Origin of the sequence: Nocardia beijingensis NBRC 16342 (genome assembly GCF_001612785.1) — a bacterium.
Lineage (GTDB): Bacteria > Actinomycetota > Actinomycetes > Mycobacteriales > Mycobacteriaceae > Nocardia > Nocardia beijingensis.
On sequence record NZ_BDBC01000005.1, the window covers coordinates 1 to 18,598 of the forward strand.

Sequence of the window (18,598 nt, forward strand, 5' to 3'; positions counted from 1 at the left end):
GACCGGTCACACCCGGCTCACGCGACGGCAGACCCGTAGCACCCGATTCACGCGACGGCAAACCGGTCACACCCGATTCACGCGAGGGCAGACCACCCGCCGCCGAATCCCGCTGCGGCACACCGTTCGACCCCGGCTGCCGCTGCGGTAGGCCGGTGGCGCCCGATTCGCGCTGCGGCAGGCCACCCAGGGCGGATTCACGCTGCGGCACACCGTTCGTACCCGGCTGCCGCTGCGGTAGGCCGGTGGCGCCCGGCTCGCGCTGCGACAGGCCACCCAAGGCGGACTCACGCTGCGGCAGACCACTCGCACCGGACTCACGCTGCGGCAGACCGCTGGCCGAATCCCGCTGCGGCAGACCACCCGAGGCGGACTCACGCTGCGGCAGACCGTTCGACGCGTCCCGCGCGGGCACGCCATTGGCGCCCGGCTGACGCTGCGGCAGACCGGTGCTCGGCTGCGGCACGCCGTTGGCGCCCGGCTGACGCACCGGCAATTCACCCGAATTCGGATCACGCGGCGGCAGACCGGAACCAGGCCGCTCCGCGGGACCACCGGGCTGGCGCGGCGGCGGACCACCGGGGCTGAGGTTGCGTTTCGGCAAGTTCGCCGCGGCGAGCTTGCCGCGCTGCGGGCCGCTCGGCGCGGGCTGCCCAGGCGCGGGCCGCAGACTCGTGGGCGACTGCTGGGCCTCCGAGCGCATGCCGGACGACGACATCGCCGAACCCGGCTGCCGCTGCGGCAGTCCGCCGGGGCCGGTGGGGACCGGTCCGCTGGTCGGAGCGGCGGGCTTGGCGCTCACGGCCGGGATCGGGCCGCTCACCCCGGGATCGACGGTGACCACGACATTGCCCCCAGGAGTCCGCTGGACGGCCCGCATCTGCATGGACGACGGCGCCGACGGACGCTGAGGAGCTGCGGCCTGCGGCGAAGGCTGCGGGGTGACGGGCTGCCCCGCGCTCGGTTTGCCCGCGACGATGAGTCCGACGGGCACGTGCACGGTCACCGTCACGCCGGGATCGCGCGCGGTGTCGAACGTCGGCCGCAGCCGCACGGTGAGACCGTGCCGCTCGGCGAGCCTGCCGACCACGAACAGACCCATGTGCCTGGCCGTGTCCGGCCCGGGCTCGGCGGTCTGCTCCAGACGGCGGTTGATCTCGGCCATCTCGGCGGGCGGCATACCGATGCCGCGGTCGGCCACCTCGATGAGCAGGCCCTGATCGTGCGCCTGCGCGAAAGTGAACTTGACGTCGGTCTCCGGCGGCGAGGCGCGCAGCGCGTTGTCCAGCAGCTCGGCGAACAGGTGCGCGAGGTCGGAGGCGGCGGGTTCCTTCAGCGAACCGCGGGGGGTGGCGCCGAGCTTCACGCGCTCGTAGTCCTCCACCTCGGAGATCGCGGCGCGCAGCACGTCGGCGATCTCGACCGGGGCGGACTTGGCGCGGCGCTGCCTGGTGCCGGCGAGAATCAGCAGGTTGTCGCCGTTACGGCGCATGCGGGCGGCGAGATGGTCGAGCCGGAAGAGGTTCTCCAGCAGGCGCGGGTCCTTCTCGTCGTACTCCATCGCCTCGATGAGCGTGAGCTGGTGGTCGACGAGCGACTTCGAGCGCCGCGCCAAGGTCTCGAACATGTCGTTGACCTGCGACCGCATCTTCGCCTGGTCGCTCGCAAGACGCAGCGCCTGGCCGTGGATGTCGTCGACCGCGCGGGCCAGCTGACCGATCTCCTCGGTGCTGCGCACCGGCATCGGCTCCAGCGGCACCTCCTCCGGCGACGCGCCGTTGCGGAGCTGGGCGACCTCGTGCGGCAGGTCGCTCTCGGCCACGCGCAGCGCGGCCAGTCGCAGCCGGTGCAGCGGGACGATCATCGAGCGGGCCACGAAGACCGCGAGCAGCAGCGCCGCGAGGATGGTGGCGATGACGACCGCGGTGTAGGTCCACGCGTCCCGCTGGGCGGTGGTCACCAGCGAGTTCATCGCGGAGTCGATGTCCTTGGTCGCCTTGCCGACGACGTGCTCGTAGACCGCGAGGCTGTCGGTCAGCGACTTCTTCAGATCACCGACGGGAAGCTGGCCCGCCTGCGACTGCGGGCTGGTCAACAGCGCGATCCTGGTGTCGATGCCCGCGCGCAGGTCGGCGATCGAGGTGTCGCCGTCGGAGAAGCGGTGCGCGAGCACGTTGAGCAGCGCGCGCTCGGTGTTGGAGGCGATGAGGAAGTTCTGGACGCCGGACTGCTGGGAGCGCAGCACCTCGGGAAAGGCGGCGAGCTCGCTGACCAGGGTGGCGCGAGTGTTGAGCGAGTCGACCAGCCGCAGTTTGGCCGCGTCCACCGCGGTGTCGCTGACCTGGCCGACCGTCGTCTCGACGATCCGGACGCTGTCGCTGCGGACGCGGTCGATCAGCGCGAGGGTGTCCGACGGCGGGCCGGTGGACACCGATTTGCCCTGGGCACGCACGCCCTTGGCCTGGGTGAGCATGTCGTCGATGGCCGCGCGCGCGCCGGGCACCCCGTCGAGCTTGCCGACCGCCTTCTCGGCGTTGGCGATCGCTTTGTCCAGGTCCGCCAGGTTCTGGTCGGTCACCACGGACTGGTTGCTGCCCAGCGAGATCATCTGCGAGCCCGCGGTGGTCGCGGTCTGCGCGCTGAGCGCGGTGACGGATGGGATGGCCGCGACGTTCTCCGAGATGTCGGCGAGCCGGTTCGAGTCCGCGAACTCCGACGAGATCCTGGAGACGCCGAGCCCGACCGCGACCGCGAGCGGCACGGCGAGTACCGCCGTCACCTTCCAGCGCAGGTCCCAGTTGCCCAGCGCCCAGCGGCTACTGCCGGAACTAGCGGCGTCACGCATCTCCCACTCACTTTCCAAACTGGCCTCTACCACGCGCCATCAACCGAACCTCCACAATCGCGTGCTTGGCTCGACAGGTGGAGCTGGCCGAGAGCTGCGGCTGGCCGAGAAATTGCGTCTACGACGGCCCAAATAAGTGACATCAGATTCTAACGGATCAATAACTTCTTGGGTGACGGGGCGTGATGTCGCGATCGTTGACCTGCCGGTTCCAGGCAAAACCAAAGGTAGCGGCACCCACCCGGGCGTCGCGTGAAGTCTGCCACAATCAACCAGATCTATCGAGGCGGGCATCGAGGCGAGGCTAGGGAGTCACGGGGTTGAACGTGCGGCACGAGTATCGACCGGCCTATCAGACCAGCTTGGTGGATCCCGCCGAGTTCTGGGCCGGCGCGGCCGAGGCGATCGACTGGGACGTGCCGCCCGCGCAGATCGTCGACAGCGGCGCCCGCCCGGTGGCCAGGTGGTTCACCGGCGCTCGGCTCAACACCGCCTTCAACGCTCTCGACCGCCACGTCCACCCCACTTCCCCCGGTGTCCCCAGCCGCGCCGACCAACCCGCCCTCATATACGACTCGGCTATGACCGACGTCACCGTCGTCTACACCTACGCCGAGCTGCTCGACGAGGTCTCGCGGTTCGCCGGAGCGATGGCGCGGCTCGGCGTCACCGCGGGCGATCGCGTGGTGATCTACCTGCCGATGATTCCCGAAGCGGTGATCGCGATGCTGGCCTGCGCCCGCATCGGCGCGGTGCACTCCGTGGTGTTCGGCGGGTTCGCGGCCCCCGAGCTGGCCGCCCGCATCGATGACGCGGAGCCGGTGTTGATCATCACAGCCTCCGGCGGCCTGGAACCGGGCAAGCGGATCGAATACCCGCCCATCGTGCTGCGGGCGCTGGATCTGGCCCAGACGACCGCGCCGCGCACCGTGATCGTCAAGCAGCGGCCGCAGTTCGACACGATCCCGTTCCCCGCCCCGCAGCCCGCCACCGAATACCTGCCGAGTTCGGCGGAGACCGTGGCCGCGCAGTGGCTCGATTGGGACGACGCCGTCCGCGACGCGCCTCGGGCCGATCCCGTGTCGGTCGCCGCGACCGATCCGCTCTACATCCTCTACACCTCCGGCACCACCGGGAAGCCGAAGGGCGTGGTCCGCGACAACGGCGGCCACGCGGTCGCCTTGGCCTGGTCGATGCGCAACATCTACGACGTCGGCGCAGGCCAGGTCATGTGGGCCGCCTCCGACGTCGGCTGGGTGGTCGGGCACTCCTACATCGTCTACGCCCCGCTGCTGGTCGGCGCGACCACGCTGCTGTACGAAGGCAAGCCGGTCGGCACCCCGGACGCGGGCGAGTACTGGCGGGTGATCGACAAGCACAAGGTCGACGTGCTGTTCACCGCGCCGACCGCGCTACGCGCCATCCGCAAGGCCGACCCCGATGCCGAGCTGGCCCACCGGCACGACCTGTCCTCCCTGCGGGCGCTGTTCTGCGCGGGCGAACGCCTCGACCCGGCCACCTACAGCTGGGCCGATGAGATCCTGCTCGCGGGCCGCTCGGACTGCCCGGTCGTCGACCACTGGTGGCAGACCGAGACCGGCTGGCCGGTCTGCGCCAACCCGCTCGGCCTGCAACAGCTGCCGATCAAACCGGGCTCGGCATCGGTGCCGGTGCCCGGCTATCGCCTTCGGGTGCTCGACTCCTCCGGCAACGCGGTGGCCCCGAACACCGAGGGCAACATCGTCATCGGTCTTCCGCTGCCGCCCGGCACGCTGACCGGCCTGTGGCGGGACGCAGCCCGGTACGAGCGCTCCTATCTCTCCGCGTATCCCGGCCACTACCTCACGGGCGACTCCGGCTACTTCGACGAGGACGGCTACCTGTACGTCCTCGGCCGCAGCGACGATGTGATCAACATGGCCGGGCACCGGCTTTCGGCGGGCAGCATCGAGGCGGCCATCGCGGGGCACGACGCGGTCGCCGAATGCGCCGTCATCGGGCTGCCCGACGAGCTCAAGGGGCACCGGCCGCTGGCGTACGTGGTGCTCAAGTCCGGCGTCGACCTCGACCCGGACCGGTTGCGCGACGAGTTGATCGAGCGGGTGCGCACCCAGGTCGGCGCCATCGCCACGCTGCACGACGCCGTCATCGTGACCGCGCTGCCCAAGACCAGATCGGGCAAGATCTTGCGCAAGACCATCCGGCAGATCACCTCCGGCGAGACGTTCGAGGTGCCGTCCACCATCGAGGACCCCGCGGTGCTGGTGGCGCTCGAACAGCAGATCCGCGCCGCGCGTCCCGAGTGGCTGGATCCGGCGCACGGCGGCGGCGCCGACACGGGCGAGGTGGTCGAGCCCGACGTGGATCCGGTTGTGCCGTCCTGATTTCCGCACCGCCGTCGACGTCCTCAGAGTTTCCTCAGAGGATGTTCATATGGGTGCCAGCAGTTCGAAATAGCCTCGAGACCGTCCTGAAACCCCTCGATGATCTGGAGGCAGATTCATGAAACGTTCCGTAGGCCGCCCCGCCATCGCCGCCGCGGCAGCAGGTGGAATCGCCACGGTCACGTTGCTACTGAGCCCCGCGATCGCCGCCGCGGGCCCGATGGAATACGCCGAGCCGCTGCTCACTTCGGATTGCTCGTTCGCCCAGGTCGACGCGGCGTTGCACGACAAGGCGCCGCAACTGGCCGCGGTGCTCGACGCGAACCCGAGCCAGAAGGCCGAGTTGCAGCGCAGGTTCGACCAGCCGGTCGAGCAGCGCAGGGCCGAGTTGCGGCGGGCCATCGACGAGAACCCGGACGCGGTGCGCCAGGCGGAGAACGACCCGCGGACCGCGCAGTTGCGCGACACCATCCGCGTCGTGGCGGAGACCTGCCACAACTACTGATCCCGCGGAAACACGGGTGACTCGCCGGGTGTCTCCGGCATCCGGCGGGTCAGCTCCGGGTTCCGAACGCGAGTCAGCGCGCCGACTCGCACGACCGAAGATTCGCCGGAGGCGGGGAGCAGAATGGACGACGTGACCTCGACCTCGAACCCGACGGTTCTCGTCGTCGACGACGACGAGGACGTGCTCGCCTCGGTCGAGCGCGGGCTGCGGTTGTCCGGCTTCCAAGTCTTGGTGGCCAGGGACGGCGCGCAAGCGCTGCGCAGTGTGAACGAGAACGCGCCCGACGCCATCGTGCTGGACATGAACATGCCGGTGCTCGACGGCGCCGGCGTGGTGACCGCCTTGCGCGCGATGGGCAACGAGGTGCCGATCTGCGTGCTCAGCGCCCGCGCGTCGGTGGACGACCGCATCGCCGGACTGGAATCCGGCGCCGACGACTACCTGGTCAAGCCATTCGTGCTGAAGGAGCTGGTCGTCCGGATCAGGGCGCTGCTGCGCAGGCGGTCGGACGCACCCGCCCCAGCGACCCCAGGCGCGGTCACGGTCGGCCCGCTCGAGGTGGACGTCGCCGGGTACCGCGCGCTGCTGCACGGCCGCGAGATCGAACTCACCAAGCGGGAATTCGAACTGCTGTCGACCCTGGCCAGAAACGTCGGGGTGGTGCTGAGCCGGGAGCGTCTGCTGGAACTGGTGTGGGGCTACGACTTCGCCGCCGACACCAATGTGGTCGACGTCTTCGTCGGCTATCTGCGCCGCAAACTCGAGGTGGACGGCGCTCCCCGGCTGCTGCACACGATCCGCGGCGTCGGGTTCGTGCTGCGGGCGCCGAAATGACGGTGCCCGCCACCGCACCGCAGGAAACTCGCCGGCGCCGGGCGTTTTCCCTGCGCACCCGCGTCGCGGGCGCGGCCGCCGCGGGCGCGATCATCATCGTCACGCTGATCAGCTTGATCAGCATCCGCGCCATCGAGCGCAACAACGTGCGGCAATCCGATCAGCAGCTCGACGTCGCGGCGCGGATCGTCCTGATCGAACCGCAGATCGCCGTCCGGGTCATCAGCCTGACCGGCCTGAACAACAACATGGCTGTGACCGTCCGCGACAACGGCGATGTCGTCGCGAGCACGCCCTCGGAACTGCCCGAGCTGCCGGTCGGTTCCCGCACCGTCCCGGTGAACGGTATTCCCTACCGGATTCTGACCACCACCGAGAAGCAGCCCCCCGGCCGGGTAGTCGCGATCGGCATACCGGCAGCCGACGCGGCCGAGGCCACCGCCGAGCAGCAACGCTGGGTGCTCGGCGGCGCCCTGCTCGCCATCGCCGCGGCCGCTGGGCTCGGCTGGTTGCTCGCGGGCGCGGCGGTGCGCCCGATCGTCCGGCTCACCCGGCAGGTGGGCGCACGCAGCGCGTTCCCCGATCCGAGCAATCCGCAGGAGCCGGTGGAGGGCGCGGGCGTGCACGAGGCGGAACAACTGGCCGACGCGGTGAACACCATGCTGCAGCGAGTGGACCAGGCACAGGCCCAGACCGCCGCCGCACTGGAGACCGCACGCGACTTCGCCGCCGTGTCCGCCCACGAACTGCGCACCCCGCTGACCGCGATGCGCACCGACCTCGAGGTGCTGCGCACGCTCGATCTGGACGAGGAGCAGCGGGCGGAGATCCTGCACGACCTGCAGCGCAGCCAGGGCCGGGTGGAAAGCACGCTGGCGGCGCTGGAGCGGCTGGCCACCGGCGACCTGACCAACGAGCGCGACCACGTCGCCACCGACGTCGGCGACCTGTGCGACCAGGCCGCGCACGACGCCATGCGGCACTTCCCCGGCCTGGTCGTGCGCATCGATTCCGACGCCGAACTGGTCACCCGCGGCCTGCCCGCCGGGCTGCGACTGGCGGTGGACAACGCGCTGGCCAACTCGGTGAAACACGGCGGGGCGACCGAGGCGCTGGTCTCGGCACACCGCGCGCCGGACGGACACATCGTGATCTCGATCGACGACAACGGCCGCGGCATCCCGCCGCACGAGCGCGAGGCCGTCTTCGACCGTTTCTTCCGCGGCAGCCAGGCGAGCAAGGGCGGTTCCGGCCTCGGCTTGGCGCTGGTCGCCCAGCAGGCCCAGTTGCACGGCGGCCGCGCCTATTTCGACACGGGCACCCTCGGCGGCATCCGCCTGGTCCTAGAGCTGCCTGGCTCTGTTTGATTTCCAGCGCCTTCGGCGCTGGGTGTTCGCAGATGTTCGGTCTCGCTCCGCTCGAAACCGGGGGTTGTGGTGGGCCGGGCGCGTGAGCAGTCGAACTCCTCACCACGTGCACGCCCCGGCCCCTTACTCAACTCTCAGAGAAACGCCAAGGGGCGCGCCATAACTCGCGTTTAATGTCTGCGGCGTGATCGTAAAACGCGCCCGTCGGGGCCTTTTCGCCGTTGGCCTCGTCGCAGCTGGGGCGCTCGGGGCCGGAATCGTCGCATGGACCGGAACGGATCCGGGGCCGACGGGGATCGCGCTGGTCAACGCCGATGCCGGGCCGACGGGTGCGCGCGTGGTCAAGGCGTTGCAGGACGCGGGCGGCTACGAATGGACCGTAGCGGCGCCGGGCGAGGCGAGCGCCGACGACTACGCCGCCGTCATCACGCTGCCCGCCGATCTCACCGCCTCGATGGGCACGTTGGCCGGACCGGAACCGAAGCGGGCCAAGGTGACCGTGGACACCAACGAACACGCCGACGCCGACCTGGTGCACGGCGCGGTGACCGCGGTGACGCACCGGATCGGCGCCGCCGGCGTCGACGCCGCGCTCACCGCCGTCGCGCAGGCCAGGTCGCAGATGTCGCAGGTGCAGTTCACCGCCCAGTTGCTCAACGCCGGCGTCGAGGCGGCCGCCGCGGGAGCCGACCAGTTCAGCTCCGGCGCCGACCAGTTGCTCGGCTTCCTCGAATTCGCGAAATCGGGTTCGGCGCAGCTCACTTCGGCCATCGCGTTGCTGAACTCCACCGTCGACGGCGCCGCCGCGCAGGCCGGTCAGCTCGCCGCGGCGCTCGATTCCACCGGCATCACCATCGCGCAGGTGGAACGGACGGCGAACACGGTGAGCGGCGGCCTCGACCAGGTGCTGCCGCTGCTGCGCGCGCTGCCGTTCGCGAACGATCCGGCGCTCGCCGACATCATCGGAAAGCTGGAGGCGCTGCGCGGCGTGTCCGCCCAGGCGGGCTCCCAGCTGACCGGCCTCGGCTCGCTCGTCGGCGGCGCGGTCGACCCCGACACCGACCTCGGCACCCTGCTCCGCACCGTCGTCGACCGCCTGACCAGCGCGAGCGCGCAACTGTCCGAGGGCGCGAAACTCGCCGAGGGCCTGCCTCAGCTCGCCGAACAGGGCGGCGCCCAACTGGTCGACGCCATCGGCCAGCTCACCGGCGGCGTGGGCCAGCTACAGAACATCGTGCACAACTTGAGCACCCAAACCGACAAGGCCGTATCCGCCCTGCCCCAGCGCAGCGGCACCCAGCAAGCAGCGCTGGCGGCGGCCCTCACCGACCCGGTGGAGATCGTCACGCGCTGAACTCTGAATACGACGATGGCCCGTCTTCCTTTATGGAAGACGGGCCATACCACCTTCAGGCTCGCGGCGGGCGAGTCAACGGTGATCCACAGATGCCGGTCACCTGGAGTCCGACTGCTCAGGACCGCGTGCACTCAATCCGCAACTGGCGTGCCAACGAGCCCACTCACCTCAACCACGGCTTTCGAGCGAAGCGAGACCGAGCATCCGCCGTTCGCGGCCCGGCTCGCGTCCGAGTGACCGCCGCGTCCGCGACGAAGTCGCCAGCGGCGGTCGCTCGGACGCGAGCCATAAGAGGGCCGCGAACACCCAGCGCCGCAGGCGCTGGAAACCAACACAGCCGCAGGCGCCGCCAGACTAGTTAGCGTTCAGCAGGTCGATCACGAAGACCAGCGTCTTGCCGGACAGCCGGTGACCGGCCCCCGCCGGGCCATAGGCCAGCTCCGGCGGAATGGTCAGCTGACGACGGCCGCCGACCTTCATCCCGGGGATGCCGTCCTGCCAGCCCTGGATCAGGCCGCGCAGCGGGAAGGTGATGGACTCGCCGCGGTTCCACGACGAGTCGAACTCTTCGCCGGATTCGAATTCGACGCCCACGTAGTGCACTTCCACGGTGCCGCCGGGCACGGCTTCCTTGCCCGAGCCTTCGATGATGTCCTTGATCACCAGCTCGGTGGGCGCGGGCCCCGCCTGGAACTCGATCTCCGGTTTGGTCATTCGGCTATCCCCTTCGATAGATGGTGGATGGGTTGCGTCAGCGGTTGTTGATCTCGCGGTAATCGCGAGCGCCGTAACCGGTGTAGATCTGCCGGGGACGGCCGATCTTCAGCGGCTCGCTGTGCATCTCGCGCCAGTGCGCGATCCAGCCGGGCAGCCGGCCCATCGCGAACAGCACGGTGAACATGCGGGTCGGGAAGCCCATCGCCTTGTAGATGACGCCGGTGTAGAAGTCGACGTTCGGGTACAGGCGGCGCTCGATGAAGTAGTCGTCGGTGAGCGCGGCCTCTTCCAGGGCCTGGGCGATGTCGAACAGCTCGTCGTGGCCGCCGAGCTTGCTCAGGATGGCGTCGGCGTGCTTCTTGGCGATCGAGGCGCGCGGGTCGTAGTTGCGGTAGACGCGGTGACCGAAGCCCATGAGCTTCACCCCGTCTTCCTTGTTCTTGACCTTGCGGATGAACTCCTTGACGTCGCTGCCGCTGGCCTTGATGCCGTCGAGCATCTCCAGCACGGCCTGGTTCGCGCCGCCGTGCAGCGGGCCCCAGAGCGCGTTGATGCCGCCGGACACCGAGGTGAACAGGTTGGCGTCAGACGAGCCGACCAGGCGCACGGTCGAGGTGGAGCAGTTCTGCTCGTGGTCGGCGTGCAGGATCAGCAGCATGTCCAGTGCCGCGGCGACCTCGGGGTCGACCTCGTAGGGCTCGGCGGGGAAGCCGAAGGTCATCCGCAGGAAGTTCTCCACCAGGCTCAGCGAGTTGTCCGGGTAGAGGAAGGGCTGGCCGACCGACTTCTTGTACGAGTAGGCCGCGATGGTGGGCAGCTTGGCCAGCAGCCGGATGGTGGACAGCTCAACCTGCTCGGGGTCGCGCGGGTCCAACGAGTCCTGGTAGTAGGCCGACAGGGCGTTCACCGCCGAGGACAGCACCGGCATCGGGTGCGCGTTGCGCGGGAAGCCGTCGAAGAAGCGCTTCAGGTCCTCGTGCAGCAGCGTGTGCCTGCGGATGCGGTCGGTGAAGTCCTCGAGCTGGGCCTGGGTGGGCAACTCGCCGTAGATCAACAGGTAGCTGACCTCGATGAAGGTCGAGGCCGCCGCGAGCTGGTCGATCGGGTATCCGCGGTAGCGCAGGATGCCCGCCTCACCGTCGATGTAGGTGATGGCCGACTTGGTCGGGGCGGTGTTCATGAAGCCCGGGTCGTACGTCACGTACCCGGTGCTGGCCAGCAGCTTCCCCAGCTCGATCCCGTCGTTGCCCTCGGCGGCCCTGGTGACCGTCATCGGGAACTCGCCGCCGGGGTAGGAAAGAACCGGCTTGGCGTCGTCGTCGACGTTGATGATGTTCTCAGCGGGCACGGAAGGATCCCTCTCAGGCTAGAACCACAGGCACCGGCGCGGTGGCGCACGATGCGCTTGCCTCAACGCTAGCCGTTGGCCGACGCGGACAATACCGGAGGGTAGTCCTGCGGCGGCTCACAAACACGTCTCGGCGCGGTGAGGTTCGCGCGCCGCGGCGCGACGCCGTCACCAGGTGGTCGCGGCGCACGTCACGCGGCGATTTCGGCATGAGCGCGAGCGACACGGTAACGCGTGAACGCCGGAAACGCGACCGCCGCGATCAACACGCCCGCCACCACGAGCGCGCCTCCGCCTGCCGCGGCCACAGCGGTACCCAGGCTCGCAGCCGCGAAACCGTGGGCAACATCACCGATGCGCGGGCCGCCGGCGACCACCACGGTGAACACCCCTTGCAGCCGCCCGCGCAGATCGTCGGTCGCCACTGTTTGCAGCATCGTGACCCGCAGCGCGGCCGAGACCATGTCCACCGCGCCGCCGAAGGCCGAGCAGGCCAGCGCGATCCACAGCCCGGCGCCCAGAGCGAGACCGTGGCTGGTGAGCCCCACGGCGACGCCGAAGCCGACCATCGCCAGCCCCCACAGCGCGATGCAGACCAGCACCGCGAACCCTTGTCTGCGGATGCGCGGGATCCACCCGGAGAACACCCCGCCGAGCACCGCGCCCGCCGACATCGAGGCGAACAGCAGGCCGAGCGCGACGCCGCCGGTGGCCGGGTCGCCGAAGGTCTCGTGCGCGATCTGCGGGAACAGCGCGCGCGGCATGCCGAACACCATGGCGATCACGTCCACCGCGAACGAAGCGAGCAGCACCCGCTGGGTGGCGAGGTAGCCGAAACCGTCGAGCACCGTGCGGAATCCGGCGCGGCGCACCGTCCCGGTCGGCGGCAGTTCGGGCAGCCGCCACACCGCCCACAACGTCGCCAGCAGCGCGACCGCGTCGATCAGGTAGAGCGTGGCGAGCCCGACGACGGGGATGAGCACCCCGGCCAGCACCGGGCCCGCGATCGCGCCGAACTGCATCACCGTCATGTTCAGCGAATTCGCCGCCGCCAGTTGGTCTTCCGGCAGCAGACGGGGAATGGTCGCGCTGCGGGTCGGCTGATTCACCGCGAAGAACGCCTGCTGCACGGCGAACAGACCGAGCACGAGCCACACGTTGTCCACCCCGGCCGCCGCTTGCAGCCAGAAGGCCAGCGCGGTGAGCCCGGTGCCGGAATTGGTGATCAGCAGGAGTCTGCGCCGGTCGAGCACGTCGGCGAGCGCGCCGCCCCACAGGCCGAACACGATCAGCGGCACCAGGCCGAACAGACCGGCCAGGCCGACGTAGCCGGAACTGCCGGTGATCTGGAAGATCTGCTGCGGTACCGCGACCACGGACAACTGCGCGCCGATCATGGTGACGATGCCCGAACTCCAGAGGCGTCGGAAGTCGGGATCGCGCAGCGGAGTGGTGTCGGCGAGCAGTTTCACCGCCGCAGCGTAATCAGTCCTCCCTTTCGGATCGACGCGAGAATTCTCACCCTCATGCTGGGAATACGTCAGGGCTGCAAGCGCTCGACGGTGGTCGTCGCGCCTTCGATCCGCATCCGGATGCGGTTGTGCAGCCTGCCGCGCCGCCCTTGCCAGAACTCCACCTCGTCGGGACGGACCAGGAAACCGCCCCAGTGCGGCGGTACCGGAATCTCGTCGGCATCGGCGAACCGCGCGGTCGTCTCGGCCAGCGTGCGATCCAGTTCGGCGCGCGAGGCGATCGGCTGGGACTGGCGTGAGGCCCAGGCGCCGAGTTGCGAGTCACGGGGGCGGGAGCGCCAGTAGGCCGCCGTCGTCTCGGCCGGAACTCGCTCGACCGCGCCGCGCAGATGCACCTGCCTGCCCAGCGCGGGCCAGACGAAGGTGACCGCGGCATACGGCAGGGCGGTCAGCTGCGCGCCCTTGGCCGAGTCGTAGTTCGTGTAGAAGATCACACCCTCGGGCGAGAGGCCTTTGCACAGTACCGTCCGCGCGACCGGCCGCGGCGTGCCGTCCGCCAGTGACACCGTGGCCAGCACCATCGCGTTGGGCTCGGCGATGCCGACCGCGGTGGCCTGTTCGATCCAGTGCCGCAGCAGCGGCTCCCAGCCGCCCGCGAGCCAGGTCTCGTCCAAGTCCAGGTCGTCGTTGCCGCCGTGCGGCAGGCCGCCGTAGTCGACCCGCATGGCGGCGAGATCGGATGAATTGTCCAGGTCACGCATGGGCCAGACGTTACTCTTCGGTAGCGGGGAGCTAAGGTTTTGATGATCGGCATGTGCTCGTCAAATCCGACAATTCCCATCGGCGAGAACATGCGACCCAAGTGCAAGGAGCGTCGCGACATGACTACCAGCCCCGCGGTTTCCGGTGGGCAGGCCACCGTACCCAGCGATTTCGTCAGTGGCCTCGAGGGCGTGGTGGCTTTCACCACCGACATCGCCGAACCGGACAAGGACGGCGGCGCGCTGCGCTACCGCGGAGTCGACATCGAGAACCTGGTCGGGAACCACGTCACCTTCGGTGACGTGTGGGCGCTGCTGGTCGACGGATCGTTCGGGCGCGGCCTGCCGCCCGCCGAGCCGTTCCCGCTCCCGGTGCACACCGGTGACGTGCGCGTCGACGTGCAGGCCGGGCTGGCCATGCTCGCGCCGATCTGGGGCTACCAGCCGCTGCTGGACATCGACGACGAGACCGCTCGGGAGAACCTGGCCCGCGCCTCGGTGATGGCGCTGTCCTACGTCGCGCAGTCGGCGCGCGGCATCTACCAGCCCGCGGTCCCGCAGAAGAAGATCGACGAGTGCACCACGGTCACCGAGCGCTTCATGACCCGATGGAAGGGTGACCCGGACCCGCGCCACACCGAGGCCATCGACGCCTACTGGGTCTCCGCCGCCGAGCACGGCATGAACGCGTCCACCTTCACCGCCAGGGTGATCGCCTCGACCGGCGCCGACGTCGCGGCCGCGCTGTCCGGCGCGATCGGCGCCATGTCCGGCCCGCTGCACGGCGGCGCGCCCGCGCGCGTGCTGCCGATGATCGAGGAGGTCGAGCGAACCGGCGACGCGCGGGCGCTGGTCAAGGGCATCCTGGACCGCAAGGAGAAGCTGATGGGCTTCGGTCACCGGGTCTACCGGGCCGAGGACCCGCGCGCCCGCGTGCTGCGCGCCACGGCGAAGCGCCTGGCCGCGCCGCGCTACGAGGTCGCCGCCGCTCTGGAGCAGGCCGCCCTCGCCGAGCTGCGCGAACGCCGTCCGGACCGGGCCATCGAGACCAACGTGGAGTTCTGGGCCGCCGTGATCCTCGACTTCGCCGAGGTGCCCGCGCACATGATGCCCGCCATGTTCACCTGCGGCCGCACCGCGGGCTGGTGCGCACACATCCTGGAGCAGAAGCAACTGGGCAAGCTGGTCCGCCCGGCGGCCATCTACACCGGCCCCGGCCCCCGCAAGCCCGAGGACGTCGAGGGCTGGGCCACGATCGCGCACACGTAGCGCGCACGGCGGCACGACCGCGAGCCGGACCTGAAGGCGGAAGACGTTGTCCCGCCGTCAGGTCCGGCTCGCGTAGCATCCGGGAGGGGAAGCTAGAGGACTAGAGGGATGCTGGACAAAGGAATATCGAGGCGGCGGGTGCTCGGCGTCGGCGCCGCTCTGGCCGCAGGATTCGCCGCCACCGGGTGCTGCACCACCCAGAACACGTCTTTGGCGCAGGCGCGCGCGTCGATCGCGCCCGGCGCCACCACGGGGATGCGGGCCGCTCCGGCCTCGGCGGGGCTGGACGCCGGCACACCGGTCGCCGTCGCCGCCAGACACGCCGGAAGCCTGCCGCGGCAGTGGGGCGTCGACATGCCGGGCATCACAAGTACTTTCAGCGCCGCGGGCAAACAAATGGCGCTCACATTCGACGCGTGCGGCGGCACCGGCAACAACGACATCGATGAGTCGCTGCTGAATTTCCTGATCAGCGAGCGGATTCCGGCGACGTTGTTCCTCAACAAACGCTGGATCGAGGCCAACCGCGCGCGTACCGCGCAGTTGGCGGCGAATCCGCTCTTCGAACTGGCCAATCACGGTGTGGCGCACAAACCGCTGTCGGTGAACGGCCGCGAAGCCTATGGCATCGCGGGCACCGCTTCGGCGCGGGAGGCGGCCGACGAAGTCTGGGCCAACCACGAGTTGCTCACCACGATCACCGGCAAACCGCCGCGATTCTTCCGCGCCGGCACCGCGCATTACGACGATGTCGCGGTGTCCATCGTCAACGAATTAGGTGAAACCCCGGTCGGTTTCAGTATCAACGCCGATTTCGGCGCGACCGCGTCGGCCACCCAGGTGCAATCGGCGATGAATGCCGCGGCGTCCGGCGCCATTTCCCTGGCCCATATGCATCGGCCGCGCTCAGGAACCGCGGCGGGGATGATCGCGGCGCTGCCGAAGATCCGCGCCATGGGGTTCACCTTCGTGCACCTGTAGCCGCTCGGCACCCATCAGCCCGAGGTTCACTCCTCGAGCGATGCGACCCAGTCGACGGCGACCGTGTCGCCGCGGTCCACCTCGAAGAAGGCGACCTCGAGATGCCTGCCGAGGTCGACCAGCCGCAGGGCGTGCAGCGGCACCGGCTGGACCAGCCGCACCCGCCACGGCTTGGGTTCGTCCCAGGCGCGCAGTTCCAGATCCAGCCGCAGCACCGGATCGTCCCGACCGGAGTAGTCGGCCGCGACCGGCGCGGCGGCGAGCACGGTGGCGTCGGCGCGGCGGCCGTCGGCGAGGATCTTCGCGATGCTCGCCCGGCCGGCTTCTTCGAGGTCGGGCACGTACAGCACCAGGCGATCGCGGTGGCGCGGGTCCACCCGGCAGCACACCGCGTCGCCCGGCCGCATCCAATCCAGGTCCGCGTCCGGCACCCGCTGCCGCACCCGGGTCTCGTAGGGGAACTCACCGGCCAGCTGCACACGGACCCAGAACACGTGCCCCGGTTCGGTGCGGCGCGGACGCACGCCGAGGATCGTCGCGGTTCCCGACTCCCCGCGGATCAGCAACTCCCGCCGCATCGCGTCCGAAACCGTCGCGCCGCGCAGGCGGAAATTCCGCGCTCGCTCGCGCAATCCCCACCCCGAGTTTGCTGAGGGCATGCTCATGGGCGCTTACGTTAGCCGGAGTGTGGGCGTCGCCACAGCGACACCACCGACTACCCTGTTGGCCATGACCTCTGCGTTTCCGACCATTCCCGACGACATCAAGCCCGCCGACGGACGGTTCGGCTGCGGACCCTCCAAGGTGCGGCCGGAGCAGCTGCAGTCGCTGGTGAACGTCGGCGCCTCGGTGTTCGGAACCTCGCACCGGCAGAAGCCGGTCAAGGACGTGGTTGCGCGGGTGCGCTCCGGCCTGCGCGAGCTGTTCGGCCTGCCGGACGGCTACGAGGTGGTGCTCGGCAACGGCGGCACCACCGCCTTCTGGGACGCGGCGGCCTTCGGCCTGGTCCGGGAGCGTTCCCTGCACCTGACCAACGGCGAGTTCAGCTCGAAGTTCGCCGCCGTGACCAAGGGCAACCCCTTCATCGGCGACCCGATCGTGGTCTCGGCGGAGCCGGGCAGCGCGCCGGAGCCGGTGTCGGACCCGTCGGCGGACCTGATCGGCTGGGCGCACAACGAGACCTCCACCGGCGTTTCCATCCCGGTGCGGCGTCCCGCGGGTTCGGAGCACGCGCTCGTCGCCATCGACGCCACCTCCGGCGCGGGCGGCCTGCCGGTGACCATCACCGACGCCGACGTCTACTACTTCGCTCCGCAGAAGTGCTTCGCCTCCGACGGCGGCCTGTGGGTCGCGCTGATGAGCCCGGCGGCGCTGGAGCGGGTCGAGGAGATCAAGGCTTCGGGCCGCTGGACGCCCGATTTCCTGTCGCTGCCGATCGCGATCGACAACAGCACCAAGGACCAGACCTACAACACCCCGGCCCTGGGCACCCTGCTGCTGTTCGCCGACCAGATCGAGTGGCTCAACAACAACGGCGGCCTGGACTGGGCGGTCAAGCGCACGCTGGACTCCTCGTCGCGGCTGTACTCGTGGGCCGAGTCGAGCGAGTACGCCACCCCGTACGTCACCGACCCGGCGCACCGCTCGCAGGTGGTCGGCACCATCGATTTCGCCGACTCGGTCGACGCGGCCGCGGTGGCGAAGATCCTGCGCGCCAACGGCATCGTGGACACCGAGCCATACCGCAAGCTCGGCCGCAACCAGCTGCGTATCGGCATGTTCCCCGCGATCGATCCGGACGACGTCAGCCAGCTGACCCGCTCCATCGATTGGGTCGTGCAGAATCTCGGCTGAGCGCCGCATTTCTCGGTCCGGAGTGCGCAACACGCCCGGGATCGACACGCCGCAGAATTAGCCAAAGCGGATCGAACAGAGCAGATTAGCGGGGCACGGACGTCTCCGAGGAGATTTCCGTGCCGCGTGTCCTGCCCCATGAATCTCAGATGTGCACTACTGTTTCGGAAAGTGGGCGGTGTCGCGAGTCGACGCGATAAGGAGGTAACGGTGCGTGAACTTCGAGTGATCGGGGTGACGCCCGACTCCACACACATCGTGTGCATCGACACCGAGTCCGGTCAGAAGTTCCGGCTGCCCGCCGACGACAAACTGCGAGCCGCCGCGCGCGGAGACCTTGCCCGATTCGGCCAGATAGAGATCGAAATGGAAGCAACTATGCGTCCCCGCGATATCCAGGCCCGTATTCGTGCAGGGGCCTCCGTGGAACAGGTCACCGAAGAATCCGGAATGCCGGCCAGTCGCGTCGAGCGATTCGCCTATCCGGTGCTGCTGGAGCGAGCCCGCGCCGCCGAGCTCGCCCAGAAGGCGCACCCGGTCCGCCCCGACGGTCCCGCCGTCGACACCCTCATCGATGTGGTCACCGCCGCGTTCACCGCGCGCGGGCACAACATCGAGGGCGCCGAATGGGACGCGTGGAAGGACGAGAAGGGTTACTGGGTCGCCCAGTTGCAGTGGCAGAACGGGCGATCGGAGATCGCGGCGCACTGGCGTTACCAGCCGGACGCGCACGGCGGCTCGGTCTCTCCGCTCGACGACCCGGCCTCCGACCTGATCGATCCGGACTTCGGACGCGCGCTGCGCGGACTGGCCACGATCGTGCCGCCGGAACCCGAGCCCGCCCCGCCGCAGCCCGAGCCGGTGGCCGAACCGCGGCCTGCTCCGGCCGCGCCGCCCGCGC

At 69.7% G+C, this 18,598-nt stretch carries 15 protein-coding genes; 9 read left to right on the top strand and 6 right to left on the bottom strand.

Translation table 11 applies throughout. The features are described 5' to 3' along the window. The coding region (locus NB3_RS02675; protein ID WP_157111456.1) for a sensor histidine kinase at positions 1-2,845 on the bottom strand (2,845 nt) is incomplete at its 3' end. Between the two features lie 320 nt (positions 2,846-3,165). Here NB3_RS02675 and NB3_RS02680 point away from each other — a divergent pair. From NB3_RS02680 to NB3_RS02700, 5 genes are all read left to right on the top strand, one after another. Then, positions 3,166-5,229, top strand: coding sequence for an AMP-binding protein (locus NB3_RS02680; protein WP_067795930.1), 2,064 nt, complete (start codon positions 3,166-3,168; stop codon positions 5,227-5,229). A 118-nt stretch (positions 5,230-5,347) separates the two neighbouring features. Beyond that, entirely contained in the window at positions 5,348-5,734 is a 387-nt protein-coding gene (locus NB3_RS02685; protein WP_067795933.1) for a hemophore-related protein, read from the top strand. Between the two features lie 123 nt (positions 5,735-5,857). Then, entirely contained in the window at positions 5,858-6,571 is a 714-nt protein-coding gene (locus NB3_RS02690) for a response regulator transcription factor (protein WP_067795936.1), read from the top strand. Then, positions 6,568-7,938: a sensor histidine kinase gene (locus NB3_RS02695; protein WP_084485673.1), complete on the top strand. Its 1,371-nt coding sequence runs from the start codon at positions 6,568-6,570 to the stop codon at positions 7,936-7,938. Before NB3_RS02690 ends, NB3_RS02695 begins: the two co-directional genes overlap by 4 nt. A 184-nt stretch (positions 7,939-8,122) precedes the next feature. Then, complete coding sequence (locus NB3_RS02700; RefSeq protein WP_067795941.1) at positions 8,123-9,292, top strand: YhgE/Pip domain-containing protein; 1,170 nt, start codon at positions 8,123-8,125, stop codon at positions 9,290-9,292. A gap of 357 nt (positions 9,293-9,649) precedes the next feature. On the opposite strand, the gene NB3_RS02705 is transcribed toward NB3_RS02700, so the two are convergent. The 4 genes from NB3_RS02705 to pdxH all read right to left on the bottom strand — a co-directional run bounded on the left by NB3_RS02705 (position 9,650) and on the right by pdxH (position 13,593). Continuing rightward, positions 9,650-10,009 carry an FKBP-type peptidyl-prolyl cis-trans isomerase gene (locus NB3_RS02705; RefSeq protein WP_043719293.1) on the bottom strand — a complete coding sequence of 120 codons (360 nt, stop codon included), beginning with the start codon at positions 10,007-10,009 and terminating at the stop codon, positions 9,650-9,652. Positions 10,010-10,046: 37 nt separating this feature from the next. Next, complete coding sequence (locus NB3_RS02710; protein ID WP_083880375.1) at positions 10,047-11,360, bottom strand: citrate synthase; 1,314 nt, start codon at positions 11,358-11,360, stop codon at positions 10,047-10,049. A gap of 191 nt (positions 11,361-11,551) precedes the next feature. Then, the gene (locus tag NB3_RS02715) at positions 11,552-12,832 is read right to left on the bottom strand and encodes an MFS transporter (RefSeq protein WP_067795943.1); all 1,281 of its coding nucleotides are present in this window, start codon (positions 12,830-12,832) and stop codon (positions 11,552-11,554) included. Positions 12,833-12,900: 68 nt separating this feature from the next. After that, complete coding sequence (gene pdxH, locus NB3_RS02720) at positions 12,901-13,593, bottom strand: pyridoxamine 5'-phosphate oxidase (RefSeq protein WP_067795947.1); 693 nt, start codon at positions 13,591-13,593, stop codon at positions 12,901-12,903. Between the two features lie 120 nt (positions 13,594-13,713). Here pdxH and NB3_RS02725 point away from each other — a divergent pair, with 120 nt between their 5' ends. Together NB3_RS02725 and NB3_RS02730 are read left to right on the top strand one after the other, a co-directional pair. Further along, positions 13,714-14,862 carry a citrate synthase 2 gene (locus tag NB3_RS02725; RefSeq protein WP_067795961.1) on the top strand — a complete coding sequence of 383 codons (1,149 nt, stop codon included), beginning with the start codon at positions 13,714-13,716 and terminating at the stop codon, positions 14,860-14,862. Positions 14,863-14,970: 108 nt separating this feature from the next. Further along, the gene (locus tag NB3_RS02730; RefSeq protein ID WP_157111458.1) at positions 14,971-15,843 is read left to right on the top strand and encodes a polysaccharide deacetylase family protein; all 873 of its coding nucleotides are present in this window, start codon (positions 14,971-14,973) and stop codon (positions 15,841-15,843) included. Between the two features lie 26 nt (positions 15,844-15,869). On the opposite strand, the gene NB3_RS02735 is transcribed toward NB3_RS02730, so the two are convergent. Beyond that, complete coding sequence (locus tag NB3_RS02735) at positions 15,870-16,508, bottom strand: hypothetical protein (RefSeq protein ID WP_067795951.1); 639 nt, start codon at positions 16,506-16,508, stop codon at positions 15,870-15,872. Positions 16,509-16,572: 64 nt separating this feature from the next. Between NB3_RS02735 and serC the strand changes: the two genes are divergently transcribed. Continuing rightward, the gene (gene serC / locus NB3_RS02740; protein WP_067795953.1) at positions 16,573-17,697 is read left to right on the top strand and encodes a phosphoserine transaminase; all 1,125 of its coding nucleotides are present in this window, start codon (positions 16,573-16,575) and stop codon (positions 17,695-17,697) included. A 210-nt stretch (positions 17,698-17,907) separates the two neighbouring features. Next, positions 17,908-18,598 (top strand): septation protein SepH (gene sepH / locus NB3_RS02745; protein ID WP_244891743.1); only part of this gene is annotated, 691 nt, incomplete at its 3' end.